This window comes from Rhodothermales bacterium (assembly GCA_017643395.1).
GTDB lineage: Bacteria > Bacteroidota > Rhodothermia > Rhodothermales > UBA10348 > JABDJZ01.
Genome location: JAEPNP010000001.1, coordinates 1,319,317 through 1,336,936, shown reverse-complemented (window position 1 = coordinate 1,336,936; position 17,620 = coordinate 1,319,317). Strand labels below are relative to the sequence as shown.

General features: G+C 64.1%; 9 protein-coding genes. All 9 read right to left on the bottom strand.

Annotated elements, in window-relative coordinates; genetic code table 11:
* Positions 1–65 precede the first annotated feature (65 nt).
* Complete coding sequence (locus tag JJ896_05335; GenBank protein MBO6779057.1) at positions 66–3,116, bottom strand: efflux RND transporter permease subunit; 3,051 nt, start codon at positions 3,114–3,116, stop codon at positions 66–68.
* 87 nt (positions 3,117–3,203) lie between these two features.
* Entirely contained in the window at positions 3,204–4,397 is a 1,194-nt protein-coding gene (locus JJ896_05330; protein MBO6779056.1) for a 6-bladed beta-propeller, read from the bottom strand.
* A gap of 113 nt (positions 4,398–4,510) precedes the next feature.
* A complete protein-coding gene (locus JJ896_05325) occupies positions 4,511–5,584 on the bottom strand; it encodes a hypothetical protein (protein ID MBO6779055.1) in 1,074 nt (357 codons plus the stop codon).
* Entirely contained in the window at positions 5,581–6,816 is a 1,236-nt protein-coding gene (locus JJ896_05320; protein MBO6779054.1) for an efflux RND transporter periplasmic adaptor subunit, read from the bottom strand. The genes JJ896_05325 and JJ896_05320 overlap by 4 nt, the downstream gene beginning before the upstream one ends.
* A gap of 572 nt (positions 6,817–7,388) precedes the next feature.
* The gene (locus JJ896_05315) at positions 7,389–9,248 is read right to left on the bottom strand and encodes a polysaccharide deacetylase family protein (protein MBO6779053.1); all 1,860 of its coding nucleotides are present in this window, start codon (positions 9,246–9,248) and stop codon (positions 7,389–7,391) included.
* Positions 9,249–9,250: 2 nt separating this feature from the next.
* Complete coding sequence (locus tag JJ896_05310; GenBank protein ID MBO6779052.1) at positions 9,251–11,563, bottom strand: hypothetical protein; 2,313 nt, start codon at positions 11,561–11,563, stop codon at positions 9,251–9,253.
* A gap of 44 nt (positions 11,564–11,607) precedes the next feature.
* Positions 11,608–12,048, bottom strand: coding sequence for a hypothetical protein (locus JJ896_05305; GenBank protein ID MBO6779051.1), 441 nt, complete (start codon positions 12,046–12,048; stop codon positions 11,608–11,610).
* 162 nt (positions 12,049–12,210) lie between these two features.
* Positions 12,211–13,707, bottom strand: a complete 1,497-nt coding sequence (locus JJ896_05300; GenBank protein ID MBO6779050.1) for a glycosyltransferase — start codon at positions 13,705–13,707, stop codon at positions 12,211–12,213.
* 32 nt (positions 13,708–13,739) lie between these two features.
* Positions 13,740–17,603, bottom strand: a complete 3,864-nt coding sequence (locus JJ896_05295) for a tetratricopeptide repeat protein (protein ID MBO6779049.1) — start codon at positions 17,601–17,603, stop codon at positions 13,740–13,742.
* Positions 17,604–17,620 lie beyond the last annotated feature (17 nt).

The window sequence follows — 17,620 nt, the reverse complement described above, 5'->3', positions numbered from 1 at the left end:
TTAGAGGGGATACGCACCCACTGATCCACACAACAAAGCGGGTGAACGGTGCACGCTGTCGCGAATCACCTTCCTCCTCCACCAGCCCTTGAAACAACCACGTACAAGACCGGCACGACCACCAAAGTCAGCACCGTCGCCGCCAGCAAGCCACCCGCAATCGCAATCGCCATCGGCGCCCGCAGCTCCGCTCCCGAGCCAAAGCCAAGCGCCAACGGCAGGAGCCCCAGCACGGTCGTCACCGTCGTCATGATGATCGGCCGCAGCCGGTCCCGACCCGCCGCCATGACCGCGTCGCGCACGGTGGCGCCCGCAGCCCTTCGCTGGTTGGCAAAATCGATTTTGATGATCGCGTCGTTCACCACGATGCCCACCAGCACGATGCACCCCGTGAGACTCATCAGGTTGATGCTCTGTCCTGTGAGCAGCAGTACCACCGCTACGCCCGCCGCAGCCAGGGGCACGGTCACGAGGATCACCAGCGGCTGAAGAAAGCTTTCGAACTGCGCGGCCAGGATCAGGAAGACGAGCGCCACTGAGAACAGCAGCGAGAGCAACACCGCCCGCAGACTGTCCCGAAACGCATCGGAGGCGCCACCCACACGGCCACGCACATCGACTGATTCGAAGCGGGCCACCACGGCCTCTGCCGCCCCGACAGCCGCCGTGAGATCGGCGCCGGGCGCAACGTCGGCGAGAATCCGCAGCACGGACGCCTGGTCCTGTCGAATCAGAGCCGCCGGCAACTCCACGTACTCCGCCTCGACAAACAAACCCAGGGGCAACGGACCGGAGACGGTTTCCACTCGCTGGGCAAGCAGTGCCTCCACGGTGGCGATCCCATCGCGCCGCAGAATCACCGGCACGTCCTCGTTGATCGACCGGAGTTCGGTGGCCTCCACCCCGCGCCCCGCCGCCGACAGGTAGGCTGCCAGTTCACTTGTCGTGACACGATGCCGCGCCATCGGCTGCCGTTTGAACTCCACACGATATGCCGGTACGCGCAAATCGTCCGCCACCCGCACGGCCGAAAGTGCCGGTTCTTGCGCCAGCGCAGACATCACTTCTCCCAACACGGGCAGCGCCGCCTCTCTCCGCTCGGAGACCAGGTCAATCTGCAGGTCCGCATCCTCACTGGCCAGCAGGACCTCGAGCTGAGTACGCACCGGGCGGGTCTCCAGGCTGACGTCCGCGGCAACGTGGATAGAGGCCAGCCTGCGGTCCACCTCCTCCGCGCGCGCATCGTCCTGAAGCAGGACAATCATTTCCCCCTCATAGATGGCCCGCGGATCAAGCTGCAAGCGGTTCTCATCCCGCTCGCCGAGGTCCGCCAACACGTGCGCTACACCGGGCTCCTCCAACACGGCCTGCTCGATCTGCGCCGACCGTTCGCTCAGAAGCGGCAGGTCCGCATCGGACGCCAGCGCAATCTCCATCTCCACGCGGCCCTGATCCGTGCGAGGCACCAACTCGCGAGGCAGGACGGTTCCGATCCAACCGGCCACAAGCAGTAGCAACGCCATCGCCCCCAAGACATACGGACGATGCGCAATCGACCAGGCTAGAACCCGCTCATAGCCATCGACCAAACCACCTGCGCTGCGAAGGAGCCCTCGAGCGCCTTCGTCTTCGCGTTCCGAACCCGCGGCTGACGCCACCAACGGGACCACTGTCAATGCCACCAGCAGGGAGGCCAGAAGCGCCGCGATGACAGCAAGCGATTGGTCAAGGAACAGCCGGCCGGCCAGTCCCTCGACAAACGTGATGGGCAGAAAGACCGCGATGGTGGTCAGGGTGCTGGCCGTCACGGCACCCGCCACCTCGGACACGCCTGCGACACCGGCCTCGGCGCGGCTCATGCCCTGGTCTCTGAGTCGCGCGATGTTTTCCACCACCACGATGGCATTGTCCACCAGCATGCCGACACCCAGCGCGAGCCCGGAGAGCGAGATCAGATTGAACGAAACATCGAGGGCATCGAAAATGACCAGCGTCAGGCACAACGACAGGGGAACTGCTACCGCAACGGCCATGAGCGCGCGCCGGCGTCGCAGGAACACCAGGAGCACGAGAATGGCGAGCAATCCGCCGACCAGCACGGCCTGGGCCACACCACCAATGGCCGAGCGGATGAACACGCTCTCGTCCAGAACAACGCTGAGGCTTGCGCGGGTGACCTCCGCCTCCAGCTCAGCCAGCACGCTGCGCACTTCCTCAGCCGCGCGCACGGTGTTCGCGTCTGGGCGGCGCTCGATGAGTAGCATGAGGGTTTCCCGGCCGTCGTAGCGAACCAGGCCGCGCCGCTCATCCACGCCTTCGCGGACATCGGCGATGTCCTGAAGCCGCACAGGGACCCCGTCCCGGAACCGCACGATGGTCGAGCGCACGTCGTCGACGCTCTCGAACTCGCCGCTCACCTCGACCGCGAACCGGAACGGACCCCGACGAATGGAGCCGCCCGGCTGGGCCACATTGGCGGCACCCAAGGCCGAGCGCACGCCGCCGAGTGTCAGGCCATAGGCCGACATTCGGGCGGGATCCAGGACCACATCTACGCGGCGATCGAAGCCACCGGTCACAACAACCCGGGCAACATCCGGGATCTGCTCAAGGCGCCTGGCAATCACCTCTTGTCCAAGGCGCTTCAGGGCCACGAGATCGGTCTCGTCGGCTGAGTCTTCGCTCAGCGCCACGACCATGATGGGGCGGTCGTTCGGATTCAGCCGCAACACGGTCGGACGCTCGGCCCCTAGTGGCAGGGCCGCCACGTACTTGTCCAACTGCTCGCGCACATGCAGCATGGCCAGATCGAGGCGCGTATTCCAGCCAAAGTCCAATCGGACCAGGCTCCCCCCCAGCATACTGCGGGATGTGAGGTTCCTGAGGCCGTCAGTGCCGGCAACCGCCTCTTCCACACGTTCGGTTACCGCCCGCTCAACGCGCTCCGGCGGCACATCCGGGTACGCAGTCCACACCACCAGCGTGGGATAGCGCACATCCGGAAGGAGTGTCACCGGCAGGCGCCAGTACCCCACCGCCGCGGCGACGACGACCAGGGTGTAGAACGCCGTGACCGCGACGGGTCTTCGGAAGCAGAGCCGGATGAAGGTCCTCATCGGGCCAGGCGCTTCTTTGGTTGTGTGGTTCTCCGCTTGCCTGGTGTGCTCATATTCAAGCTCGACTACAGTAGTCCCGCCGGGCCCCTACCGATCAGCGGGCATCAACCTCGCGCGAATCACCACAGGGGTGCCGTCCCGGTCCATGGCCTTACCCCAGATTCTGTCTCCCCGGATCACCGGTTCAACACCCGAGAACGCTCCGAGAGCGCCCGCGTCGGCTGTTCCGCCATAGGTCCCATCGCCCGCAAAAATGTCGAAGACCGGCCCCGTGTCGGTATCCCTTCTGACCCAAACGCCGCCCTCCGCGGTCCCGGTAATCCCGCCAATCATGGGTTTGTGGGACGGAATAATGCTCCAGTCAATATCCAGTTGACCCATGCGCTCCATCATGGATTCGTAGTTCTCGATGGCCATTGTGCGCTCGGAATCCGACACGGGGGCCGGATCAACCGAGGCCGTGATCATGAGCGTCGTGTCAGCCTCAAGATCCATGCGAACGAGCTTGTACTCCGCACTTGCTGCCATCCAGACGTGGCCTCCGGGGTCCAAATACGAGCCGCCGCCGCCTGAAAACGGAATTCCGGTGGTGCCCCTTGGGAAACGCAGATAGCTGCCCGTGTTCGAGCCCAGATACACACTCACGTCCTCCTCCTCCGTCTCCCCGAGCGATGTCAGATACGTCTCGGAGGTGCTTTCGACGACTCCCCGCTTGTCGAATTCTGCGGGATCGAGCTCCCCGGAGGAGAAATACCAGTAGCGTCCACCATGGCCCATGCCGCGCCAGCTATATCCATAGCCGCGCGCCCGCCAAGGCATCTCACGGACGATGGCCCCTTCGCTGTCGAAAAGCGTCACGCGCCGATTGCCGTGATCATTGACCCAGAGAAAGCCATCAGAGTCCAGCCGAATCCCGTTGGTCCTTCCAAGCTCACCCGGCCCCTCGCCCTTGTCCGCAAGAAGGCCGATGAACTCGCCAGTGCTATCGAACATGCGGATCTGGGCAGCCTGATAATCCAGCACGTAGATCGTGCCGTCGAGGCCGACCTCGAGGTCCCGGATGTCGCCGAATATGAACGGGTCATCGGCCGAATCGGACCCTGACCCGGCCACTCCGATCCTGAGCTCCTCGGACAACTGCAGGCCCGGGGTGTTGGCCAGAGAGCTGTGGTTCACCTCGACGGCGCCGTTGGCCAGCGTGCGTCGGGACGGTTTATCCACGGGGCCGGAGCTGCAGGCGACCAGGGTCGAGAGTACCAAACAGGGCAGAAGACTACGCATGGGTCTGGGTTGTCGGGGCCACGATCTCCGAGGCTCCCTGGCGAAAGTGCCATCGGCACGTGACACCGTTGTTTGTTGGCAGGCTGGGGCGGGTCGCTGCAATAGAACGGTCCTCATCCGCGAATCCGGTAGACCGCGAAGAACGGCTCGCCGTCGTCTGGCACCATCAGGCGGAACAGCAGGTCGTCGAACGCGCCAACGAATACGACGGACCTCGGCAGGTACACATCCTCGCTTGTGATCAACTCGCCGGTGATCCTGATGGCGTGCAGCGCGTGGCGGCGCGGAGACGTTTCGGGTTCGTAGCCGTTCTGGGCCAGGCTGACCAGCGCATCGCCCACCAGAAAAGAGCGCACTCGAATGCTGTTCAGTTTCGACACCCGGCTCATGTACTCTCCGAACGCAGTAGCGTGGGATTCAGCGTCTTGAGTCACGCCCCGAAAGAATGCGGGCGTTTCCCCGATCGCGCCGAGCGAGCGGCCGGTCGAGTCGAACACCGCATAGTCGAGACCCGTGGTCATGCCCACATAGAGCCGACCTTCAGAGGTTCTGTGGAGTCCCCCACCCGGAATGATGCCGTTCAGGTTCGGGTGGCGGTCGATGGACGTAATGGTCCGTTTGAGGACGTCTCCGTCCGCGCGTTCTTCGATTTCCAGCACCGGAGGAACCCGTCGCACGGTGATCAGGCGGTGACCCAGTGACGCGATGGCATATAGCGGGAAGAAACGGCCGTAGTCGAACCTGCCGGTGCAGGTGCCGGATGTATCGAACCAGAAGCCGGGCACTCCGCCCGACGGCATGATCAGAAAACTGCCGTCGTCGAAAACGGCGGCCTTCGTGAGTTGACCTGCGAAGCCGGGCTCGCACTCAGTGAGATCCAGCGTCTTCAGGAGCCGGCCGTCTGGCGCGAAGTACTGCGCCACTCCAGCGCCCAGATCCAGTCCGACGAATCGGCCGTCAGGTCCGAACCTGACCCCATTCCAGTCGGCGATCATGACGTCCGGTGCAAAGTCCCAGCGGCCTACACGCTCGAAGTACTGGGCAAATGCCCCGGACTCGATGTCCTCAGCCTCCGCCATGGGCGTGATGTGCGCGAGGAACGGGTTGGGGTCCTGCGCGCTTGCCGGCAGCACCAATGGCATGCACAACGCCAACCACACCAGACGCGTTTGAAGCGGCTTTCTCATTGGGCGTGCGCTACTACCTTTTCCACGCGCACAGCGGCATCGTGGGAGAGTGCGTGGTGTCCCGACACGGCCAGTGAATCGCCGGCCACGAGTGGCTCGACGATCTCCACGGCGTCGCCGGAGCGCCGACCCACCGTGACGTAGGTCCACTTGGCGCGCCCACCATCGACCAGGAAAACCAGGTCCCTGCCCTGGCGCACAAGCAAGGCCTCGGTCGGCACGACTACGCGGTCTGCGAGACGACCGGCCTCCAGTTCCACGTAGGCAAACAGCCCGGAAACCAGGCGGCCGGAAGAATTGTCGAGGGCAACCGTGATGCGCCCGGTACCCTTGTCTGGATCGACGCTTGGATTTATGGCATGGACACGGCCCTGCACGACCTCATCGTCCAGTGCGGGGATGCGAACGCGGGCCGTCCCGCCACGGCTGATACGCGCCAGGTCCGACTCCAGGACATCCACCTGGACGCGCATCCGGGAGGTCTGGAGCAGCTGCAGCAGTTCCTGTCCCGCCCCGATGCGCTGGCCCACCTCCACCTCGATGTCTGCGATGAATCCGGAGAATGGAGCCACCACCTGCATGCGCTCCAGGTTGAGGCGGGCCCGGGCGGCGCGGCTTTCTGCCTGAGCGAGCCCGGACACGACCGCTTCGACTTCCGAGCGCCTATTTCCCGCACGGAGCAAGGCGATGTCGAGAGTGCGACGAGCCTGGGTCAATTCTCGTTCGGTGATCTGACCCTCTTCGCGCGCTTGCACCGCGTTCGCGAACTGCTCCCGGGCGATGCGCACGGCGCTGGAGTCGACCTCGACATCAGAGCGAAACGCGGTGAATGTTGCGAACTCGCTCTGGGCCTTGAGTAGCTCGCTCTCTGCCTCGGCCAGCGCGATTTCCTGCTCTCTGAAGTCCATTTGCAGGAGAACGGTGCCCTGACGCACGAAGTCACCCTCCTCATGCGGTCTCGCGACTACCCGGCCGGACGCTTCGGCGCTGACTTTGGTAGCCCGCCACGGGCGCAGGTGACCGGTGGCTTCGGCACGAAGCACGAAATCGCGCGGCTCGATGATCTGCACGTCGACATTGGCGCGTCTGGAGGAGCCTTCGGATTCCGGCCGCTCCGGACCCGCCTCATCAGCCGCACCGGTCAGTTGTGGCCAGAAGCCGTACATCAGAAGGCCAAGGACTGCGACCAGGAGGACGCCGCCGGCCCACTGCCAGGGTTGGGGTCTGCTCATGCCTGAGGGTGAAGGTGCCTAACGTAGACAACGGAGAATTGCCGGGGTCTCCGACACCGTAAGATGCGCCTTCCCACGCGTCGGGCAATGGCAGTTTGACACTATTCTGGCCTGGTCCGGCAGCCATGCTCGCCGTGAGCGGCGGTCATTCCCGCCGTGAGCGGCGGCCATGAGCCCCAGTTGTGGAATCCTGGCCCGCCATTACACCCGGAACCGCCGGACGCCCGCCGTGCTTGTGGAATCAGGGCCGCTAGTCCACATCGAGCCCCAGGCACAGCCGCCAAACATGGAATCAGGGGTCGCAATTCCACTCCGGAGCGCTCGACCGGGCCTGGCCTGGCCCGAGCCGCGCCGAGTCCCCGAGCCGCCCCAGCCTGAGCCGCGCCGCGCCGCGCCGCGCCGAGTCCCCGAGCCGCCCGAACTGCGCCCGAGCCGCACCAGCCCCTCCCGCACCAACCCCCAAAAAATAGAGACGTCCTGCAATCCTTTCGGACTACAGGACGCCTCTCCCCGACGCACACGTCCCGGTTGCGAGGGACGTGTATTCAGTGCCGCCTCGCAGGCGGCGAAAATCAGAACAGGTTCAGGCTGAATCGGCTGGTTCCTGTGGGCAAACGATCGATGAGCAGCAGGTAGGTCCCGTCGAGGTCGCCGGCCACGAGGTTCGCGCCGACATCGCCTTCCAGGTTGTCGAACCCGACATCACCCAGGTGCAACTCCAGCGTCACGCCGGAGACGGACTCGTTGCCGCGGTTGGTAACATCGATGACGAACTCCTCATCCGGACCATCCGCGACGGCCACGGAGATGCCACCCATCTGGGTCCACCAGCGCAGAATGTCATTGACGGTCGCCGTCCAGGTGCCGCGCTCCTGGGCCATCGCCAGGACATCGCGCAGCTGGCCGGTGCGCACCGAACCGGCACGCTCGGACTCGGGATAGAAGGGCAGCACGTACAGGCCGCCGGCTCGCTCCACCGCGTTGAAGCGGGTCACGTAGTCCTGGGTACCGGCGTCCAGCGGCATGAGCACGGCCGGCGTAGGCTCCAGGGCCTCACGGCGAGTCGGCTCGCGCTGGGCGCGGCGGCGGGACCGCAGGAAGGCCAGGTCCACCTGCTCGGTGGCCGTCGCCTGCAGGCTGCGGTAATCCACGTCCTCCCACCAGCGAACGGTGGTCGGAGCCAGGCTGTTGGCGCCCGGCAGAAGCACATAGTTGAATCCACCCTCGACGGCCGCACGCAGCGTGTTGCCGTCATGGTAGCCGCCCGGTGGGTAGATGCCCACCTGCACGCCACCAAGGGTGTTGCGGGAGCGGGCCATGCGACCCTCCTGCACTTCGTACGGCTGGCCGAGCAGTACGTTGTCGGACTCACCGGCCACAGCCACTTCACCCAGGCGACCCATTTCGGCCACGATGTCCGGGAAGCCGGCAGCCTCTTCGGTGGTCACAAAGAAGGTGGCAGGCATGCCCTCCATGTTGAGCAGGCCCAGGAATTCCTCCCAACCGGCCAGGTAGGACAGCGGCTCAAAACCAACGGTCGGCAGTGCGGCGATGGCTAGCGCGGACTGCGCAAGCTCCGGCCAGGGACGCACAGACACGGTGCGGGCACCGGTCATGCGAGCCATGGCGTTGACCATCATGCGCTGGTAGGCGGCCTGGTGGGCACGCTCGCGAGACACGTCCTGCGGACCGAAGCGGGTCCACATCGCAAATCCGTCGCCCCGGCGATTCAGCACGGCCAGCGTGAGATCGGCCAGACGCACATCGTCCCGGCCGCTGTAGGAATAGGGCGTACCAAGCGCCATGCCCTCGATCGGGCGAGCCGCCGTCAGCGTGCCCATGGGCGCCAGGTTCAGGCGGAAGCCCGGAGGAACGCCCTGACCCACCGGCGTGGCGGTATCGATGGAATGCAGTAGACCGAACGGCTGCTCAGGCACACGGCTCACGAGCTCGGAACCAAGCAGTTCGGCAAAGAACGTATCGCCGCGATCATCCGTGGCCAGGTCACCGGAAGCGATCACCGATCCACCCCGGTCCACAAACTTCAGCAGGGCCTTGCGCTGGCGGCTGCTCAGGGCATCCGCCACCGGCATGATCAGCAGATCGTAGTCCTTGTGGGAGATCTTGGCCACGTCGCCGTCGCCCACCGTCTGGTAGGGCAGCTGCAGGCCGAGCAGGAAGACTTCCCAGTAGTAGACCGCATCGCGAGCCCGGGCCCGGGTAAGCTCATTGTCGCCGCGAGCCTGCTCAGACACGAGAAGTGCCACGCGCGGCTCGTCCACATCGAACAGATCACCGGTGAGGTGAGCCACGCCCGGTGCGGGCTGATTCAGGGTCAGCGTAGCGTCCACTGCCTGAGCCTGCGCGGCCGGAGCCGCGAAAGCGAAGACCAGGACGGCCGCTGCCAACAGAGATGTAAGGCGCTCTTTCATGCTTACTGGCCGTCGGAGACCCGGAACGGATCCGTGTTGGGTCCGAGCAGGTCAATGTGGAAGATTCGGTACTGCTGAGGCTTGAGCTCTTCGATCTCCATGACCAGCACGGTACCGTTCTCTTTCAGCTCGTAGTTCGGAATGTCCTCGCCCTCGCCGAACACCTTGAGGATGTTGATCAGCTCCGGCCGGATGTTCACCGACTCGACAGACTGACCGAGGGAGATGGAGATGGACGCGTTCTGGGCGATGTCGCCATTGCCGTTCGAGACGCGCACAAAGATTCGGGAAGGACCGCGCTGCTCAACGTCCGCTTCCAGGCCGCGGTGCAGGCGCCACCAGTGGGCCACCTCGTCACCGGAGGCATTCCAGAAGGTGCCGCCCTTCAGGCTGCGGGCCACGCCGCGCAGGACCCCACTGTTCTGGCCGAGCAGATCCTCGCTGTAGACCAGATTGAACAGACCGCCTTCATATTCGGCGCGGCGGATGCCGTCCTGGATCAGGCTGGAGGCAAGGTCCATGGAGACGGTGGCATCACCGCCCAGGATATCGCGGTCGCTTCGGGAACTGACACCGATCCGGGTCAGCGCCTCGACCGGCTTGCCCATGATTTTCGGCGTAGTACGCCGACCAATGGAGTCGGGCATGAAGTAGGTGTACACCTCTGCATCAACCAGACCGCCCAGCGTGTAGTCCTTGCTGAGTTCGCCCCGATCTGTGGCCTTGTAGCCGCGAATCGCACGGCCGTTGACGAGGCCCTCCAGCATCTGGCGACGCTCACGGAGACGACGTCCCTGCGCATCGGCACTGCCGTCGCTGCGGGTCCGCAGCGTATCGAGCACACCCACATCGCCCAGATCGTACATCCGGTTCAGCAGCGGCCGCGCGCCGTCAGACGCAGCAGGATCGACAAAGAAGGTGCCCGGGAAGTTCTCGCTCTCGAGCGTGGAAACGGCCGTTTCCAGGCCGGACGGATCGCCATTGGCGACACCGGTCATCATGCCTGCAGCCGTGTAGGGATGCGGCCAGTCATGCACCCAGATCACCGGGCGGCGACGCAGGTAGTTCATGACGTTGGCGAACACCTGGGCCAGCTGCTGCCAGTCTTCCCGGTCTTCCGGGCCGATGCCCATGGCATTCCGCTGGAAGCCCATGTAGACAAAGCGGCCTTCGCCGTACGTGCCGTAGGCCATGCCGGTGGTGTTCTCGACCGCATCGGACGATACCAGATCATCCGTAGCGAAGTCGTACCAGAACCCGGCGGCCTGCGTGCGCTGGGGCTCGGTCACGCGGACCTTTACACCCGGGTTGTAGACCTGCACCTTGACACGGTAGCCGGAAGGCACGTTGGCGGTCAGCGGCGTGTTTCCACGCAACGTGAACCGACGCACACCGGCGTTGGTGCGCGGGAAGGGGATCTCCGAGCTCGGGTCGCCCCCGATCCAGGTGAAGTAGGTGACTTTCACCGCCTGCTGATTTACCAGCTCGCCTTCGGTGTTGCGGATCGGCGCACGCACGATCTCGGCCCGGGCGTAGTCCCGCGTGGGCGGGTTGGTATTCAGGGTGTCGCTCCAGACGTAGGTACGGAGCGGCGGGAAGTCGGCGGCTCGGGCCTCTGCCCGCTGAGCCTCGCGAAAAATGAATTCGGAACCAGTCCCATTGATGGGTTCTGAGGTACCATTCTCCGCGAGGTACTCAGGCAGGTAGATGCCCTCGGGCGTGATGCCCGGGAAGGTGTCCGTGTATACTCTGTAATTCCCCACGCCGCGCTCGACGAACTCCTGGAATTCGACGCCGAACGTCTCTTCCACGAAGCTCCAGCCACGCCAGGATGCGTCCGGTCGGTATACGCCCGGGGTCCATGTGGCGAGCACGCTGCCGCCTTGCTGCATGAACTCCTGGATGCGCTGGATCTGCACATCGCTCATCGCGCGTACCGAAGGCAGGATCAGGACGTCGTAGTCGTCCAGGAATCCATTCTCCAGGTCCTGATCGCTGATGTCCTGGAAGGAGATCTGACGCTCCTTCTCCACCAGGAACCGGCGCCACGAGAGCAGGGTCTCGTCCAGCCAGGTGGTGGTGGTGTCACTCAGGTTCAGGCGCTGGTGCACCGTCTTGGTGTAGTCACTCTGCAGGAGAGCCACACTCGGGCGCGACGTCTGGCCGATGGCGGCCGGTGAGGCATCCCGGATGGAGAAGGCGCCGAGCGCAGACTCCAGGAGCAGGATGTACACCAGGATGGCCGCGGCCAGGGCCGTGACGCCAAGCGTCAGGAACCACAGCGTGTTGACTCTTTCCAGGCGTGGCAGTGCCATCGGTTCAGGTGGTCGGGGTTACAGGGATACTCGGTTGGGTCGGCTTACAGCCAGGCGTAGCCTTCGTCCTGCTGGGACTGCTGCTGCGACTGCTGGGCCTGCTGCTGCTGCTGAGCCTGAACCTGCTCTTCCTGGGGATCGACCGGGACGAAGCCCTTGTCAGTGTACTCCCAGAACAACGAGTTCGGGTTCTGGCCCTGCGGAGGAGCCTGAAGCTGCTGGCGCTGCACCTGCTGGCCCGGAGCCGGCTGATACATGGCGGCCTGCTGCGGCTGACCCTGGTACTGGTTGATGGCGATGGCCGGGCGGGAGCCTTCCGGAGCAACCAGGACATGCGGCTCCTGCTGCATGTAGGTCTGCTGCTGCTGGCTTTCGCGGGCGCGGCCTTCGCGAATCTTGTAGAGGACGTAGGCAGCAACGGCGAGAATGAACGTTGCGATCGTGCCTACGAGGATGATCGTCGAGAGAATCGGGACTAGTTCCATGGTAGTCGCGCCGGGAGGCGCACTTAGGGTTTCAATTCACCAGGACGTTCATCAAGCACTGTGCCCAAATCGCACACCCCCGTGTTTTGGCCGTTTTGAGGGTTTTTTGGGTGGGATTCAGTCTCATTCTTGCTACTGGTAATCAAAATGAGATTGGCCCGATCAGGCTTTTGAGCCACTTCCGATGCGTTCCAGCTTGCCCCAGCTCATGCCGATACCGAGGAATTCCTCCACCGTCGCGAACGTTTTACACACGTCCACAATCAGGATGAAGAAGAGGCGATAGAACAGCGAGTAGAAGACCAGACGCGCCTCTTCCTTCTCCACCGCCACGCAGTACAACGCGGCAATCAGGTCAAGAATGGTGAGACTGAGCCACCAATAGACCAGGTAGTAGCTCATGTCGAACACGAGCGCGATGAAGATGAAGTAGGCGTTGGCGAAGATGTTCATGATGGGCCAGATGAGGGCCTCAAAGGCCATCGACCACATCACAATGGTGCCGCCAAAGTTGATCGTGGGATTGAAGAACAGGTCGTTGTGCTTGCGCACAGCCTGAATGATGCCCCGCGTCCAGCGGTACCGCTGCTTCAGGAGGTCCACGATGGTGTCCGGAGCCTCGGTGTACGACTTGGCATCCGGCTCGTACTCCACACGCCAGCCGGCGCGGATGATCTTCAGCGTGATGTCCGCATCCTCGGCGAACGTGTCGCTGCTGTACCAGCCCGCATCCAGAATGGCCTGCTTGCGGAACAGCCCCAGCGGGCCCGGAATGATGTTGACCAGCTTGACGATGGACTGGGCGGAGCGCGCCATATTGAGGCCCTCCACATATTCCAGCGCCTGCAGCGTGGTCCAGACGTTGTCGCGGTTGAGCACCTTCACATTACCGGCGATGGCCCCCAGGCGGGGATCCACAAAATGCCGGATGGTCTTGCGAAGCGTGTCAGGGGACAGCTGCGAGTCGCCGTCCACGTTCAGTACGTAGTCGTACCGGGAGACCTGGATTCCGGCGTTCAGGGCCGTGGCCTTGCCGCCATTCGGTTTCTCTACCAGGCGCACCTCCACGGTGCCCTGGCGGTAGATGCCCACCACCTCGCGGGCGACGTCCCGCGTATCGTCCGTGGAGCCGTCATCCACCAGCAGGATCTCGTACTGCGGGTAGTCCATCTCCAGGAGGCTGGCCACCGTGGACTTGAGCAGTTTGCCCTCGTTGTACGCCGGCACGATGATCGACACCGGCGGCAGGAAGTTGGGGTCGTGCCCCTCCTCAATCGTGTGTTTGGTGGTATTCAGGTAGGCCATGTTCATCAGGCTGAGGTACCTGAAGAGCAGGATGACCAGGAAGAGCACCAACGCCACGATGGACGAGTACACAATGAGTCCGGCCCAGGACAGGGACACGGGTTCGCCGGTCCAGCCGCTCAGCCATCCATTCGGGTCCTCCATGAAGAACCAGATGATGCCGAAGAGGATCAGCGAGAGGAATCCGTAGACGAAGATGCGACGCACCAGGACGGACTCGTCCTCGCGCGGGCCGACCATCTCGCTGTCAGAGCGGCGCACCGGCGCGAACTGCGTGCGTTCCAGATCCGCGCGCGACTGAGCCGGCGCAGCCGGAGTCGTCTCCTGGTTCTGATTCTGGGTTTCGTTGGCCATGGGTAGTTACCTGTTTGGCTGCCTGTCCGGTCCTAGAGGGTCCAGGACAGGGCCGCCGACACGGTGAACGTGTTGTAGCGGTCGATGAAGCTGGTGGCGCCCGACCCGAGCGAGCGGGTGGACTGGCCGAGAGAGCCCGACATGTTGAAGGACCAGTTGGTCGCGAGGCGCCGGATCCAGTCCATCTCGATGCGACGGGAGACAAAACCCGACGAGCGGGAGACGATGCCCATCGCGCCGCGGAGACGGAGGTACGACTGGAACGGGACGTTCTTCTCGTACTCCAGGAAGAGGTCGTAGCTGGCGTAGTTGCGCGGACTGAAGTAGAGGTCCGTGCGGCTCCGGTAGTCGATCTGGTAGTAGGTCAGCCCGAGCCAGGTCTGCCCGAGAATCTTGTAGGAGCCTTCCAGCAGGATGTTGGTGCCGAAGTTGGTATCGCTGCTGTTGCCGGTGTTGCCAAAGTTGTCACGCACCACATTGAATGACACATTGCCGCTCAAGCGCAGCGTGGAGTCCGGCATGACGCTCGGCACGTGGCCTCGAATGTTCAGCTGCGTCAAGCGCAGGTTGTACTCGCCGCCTGCCGGTGACCAGAGTTCGATGGCGCCTTCGCTGGTGCGCAGACCCACCGAGCCGCGATAAACGCCCGGGTCCTGCCTCCAGTAGCGGATGCCGCCGAAGCCTACCGTACGGCCACCTTCGTAATCGAAGATGCCCACTTCGCCCGAAACCCGGTTGGTATACGAAGCGTGGTTGTACTCCACTTCCGGAGGCGTCAGGTCGCGGTAGCCCGCGGCAAAGATCTGGTTGATGCGTCCCCGCGTGGTCGGCGAGTTCGGAATCAGCTGGCGCGTGCCGTCTATGAAGTGGGAGTTCACACCGGCCATGAGCACCGTGCCGTAGCCCCACGGAATGGTCACGTGGGTCTGCATACCCTGCGCCCATCGGTCATACCGGGTGCCGCCGCCGCGGGCCACCACGGCCTCGGCAACGGGCACAATGATGCCGGCGAAGTCCATGCCCTGCCACTCACCGCTCTGCGCCAGACTCTGGCGCATGGAGACGTCGAGTGCGGCGCTGCGCTCTTCGATCACCTCAGAGGCATCTGCCAGACGCTGGGCATCTGCATACACAGCTTCGGCCTGGGTGAACAGACCCAGTTCGCGGTAGGCGTCGGCCATCAGGAAGCGGACCTCGAAGTCGCGCGGGTTGCGATTCGCCAGGTCCTCCAGCGTGCGCAGCGCGCCCGAGTAGTCCTCGCGGTAGATTTGGTTGCGGCCGATTTCCTTGGCCACGTCGTATTCCCAGGCCTGCTCCTGCAGGGCATTGAGAATCGAGAGGGCCGTCACGTAGTCGGCTGCCGCCGTGTGGACCTGAGCCAGCTCCTTGAGCTCTGAGCGGGAGCGGCGGCCCTGCTGCTCGAAGTAGTCCTCATAGGCGTCAATGGCCCGGTTGAACTGGCGTGCAGCGGCCAGGCGACGGGCCTCGTTCAGCATGTCCAGACGGCCAGCCTCGGCCAGCCGAATGCGCTCCCGGCTGACGAGCTGGTGTACCGTACTAATGCGAGTCGAAAACCGGGTGTCGCCCAGCGCGTCCGCCATACGCACGTAGTTGTCGGCGGCCTCCACGTCTCCGCGCAGGAGACGGTACTCGGCCAGCACCAGGAGCAGCTCCGGATCATTGCTCCCGGGGCCGTCCATGAGGTTGGTCACGTAGGCCTCGCCCAGCTGATCCAGGTCTCCCTGAGCAATGGACGCCAGCACAAAGAGGCGCTGGAATTCGGTGTTATCGGGCTGGCGATCCAGCAGGTAGTCGGCCTGCATGAGCGCCTGGTCGTAGTAGCCGCGGGACTGCAGGGCCTCGGCGAAGTCGGCGCGCATGGCGTCGTTGCCTGGCTCGATGGAAAGCAGTGCGGCGTAGGTCTCAAAGGCCTCCTCGTCACGACCCAGCACCAGGTAGTGGTCGGCGATCTCGCGGAGAGCCGCTGAATCGTTGGGATTGGCGACCAGGCGGTCTTCCAGTTCGGCCACACGCTGCTCGGCAATGGCAAAGCGCAGATCGGCGATGCGGCGCAGGCGCGACTGGTAGCCCGGATTGCCGACATCGGTGTACCGGCTGTCGGTCAGGATCTCGAGCGCCTCGGCCACGCGGCCCTCCTCTGCCAGGGCATCGACCAGCTGGAAGCGCACGGCGGAGTCCGAAGGATCAAACATCAACCGGTACGTCCACCGGTCAATCGCGTAGATCGGCGTACCGGCGCGCACCAGCCCATCGTCCACTTTGATGAAAGCACTCAGCCACTGACGGCCTTCACCGTGGCGATCCCGCAGCAGCACCAACTGGTCGTAGGCCTCAGCGTAGCGGTCGTACTTGATCAGCTGATCCACCAGCTGGAACCGCTTGGTGTCGTTGCCCGGTGTCGCCTTCAGCTCCCGGTACAGGCGGTCCACAATGAACTCCTGCTGGGGCGTGGGACGCCGGCGCTCCGCTGCACGCAAGCCGGCTTCCGCCCGCTGATTCAGACGACGCCAGTTGTTGGTCCGGCGATGGCGCGGTGCCAGCACGGCCAGGTTCTGGTCCGCCTCGAAGTAGCGGCGATTCTCAATCAGTAGCTCCACGAGCTCAAAACGCTTCTGGTCCTGATTGGGGTTGACCATCAGGTCTCGCGTGAGCACATCGATCGGATAGGTGGACAGGCGCGAGCGGCCGCCGTCATCCAGCTTGGCCAGTTCTGCGCTGACATCTTCCCAGCGTGTGCGCCAGCGCTCGCTGTTGCCGTGCTCGTTGCGCAGGTACTGCAGGTTCTGCTGCGCCTCGAAGTAGCGATCGTCCGCGACCAGCAGGTCGATGAGCTCAAAGCGCACGTCATCCTGCCGCGGATTCTGCAGCAGCGCGCGGGTCTTTACGTCGATGGGAAAGGTGGAAAGGGCACCCGGGCTGACGCGCAGGCCTTGCTCGACCACACGGTCGCGGCGCTGCCACTCTGCCTGGCCCCGATTGGCGTCCGCCAGGATGTCCAGCTGCTGGCGGGCTTCGAAGTAACGCTCGGCCTCGATCAGGAGGTCGATGAGCTGGTAGCGACGGGCACGATCGTCCGGATTGGCGCGCACATCCCGAAATGCGACGTCTATGGGATAGGTGGACGAACGGGCAATCACGTCCGGATTGCGCGCCTGCAGCTGACAGTCGCGGGACTCGGCGTTGGCCGGATTCAACAGCAGGCTCTGCTCACAGGCCTCGAGGGCACCGGCATAGTTGCCCTGCCAGAGGCGGAAGTAACCGAGACGCATCCAGAGGTCGTCGTCGGTGGTGTAGATGGCTACATACTCGTCAGCCACCGCCTCACCCAGCGCGTTGTCTCCCGGGTAGTTTGCGATGGCAATCAGATAGCGCTGTACGATGTCGGGCGTGCCCTGCGTGCGGTTCAGATAGAGTCCGTACTGGTCGGCGGCCTCCTGCCAGTAGCGCGCATCAAAAAGTGCGTCCGCGTAGCGAATCAGAAAGGCCAGGTTGTCCGGGTTGGCCTCCACCAGCCTGCGCAGGCTGCCCAGGTTGCCGGTGGCTGGAGAGCGCTGTCCGCGCAGCTCCTGGAGCCCGTCCAGGGCTTCCCGGTTCGCCGGGTCGATCTCTAGCACCGCGCGGAAATCACTCTCCGAGGCCGACTCGTTGCCCATGAGCCGATAGGCCCGGGCACGCAGCAGCAGCGCGCGTGTGTCAATGGTTCCGGGCTGGATGACGCCGTTCAGAATGCTGATGGCGTCATCGTAGCGGCCCTGTTCGATGGCCGTTTCCGCGCGTGATTGCGCAGCAACGTCCTGGGCCTGCACGGAAACAGGAGTGGCCGCCACGCACAGCGAGGCGACCAGGATGAGAAGGATATGCCGGGGATTGGTCATGGCGTCGGGGTCGGGAT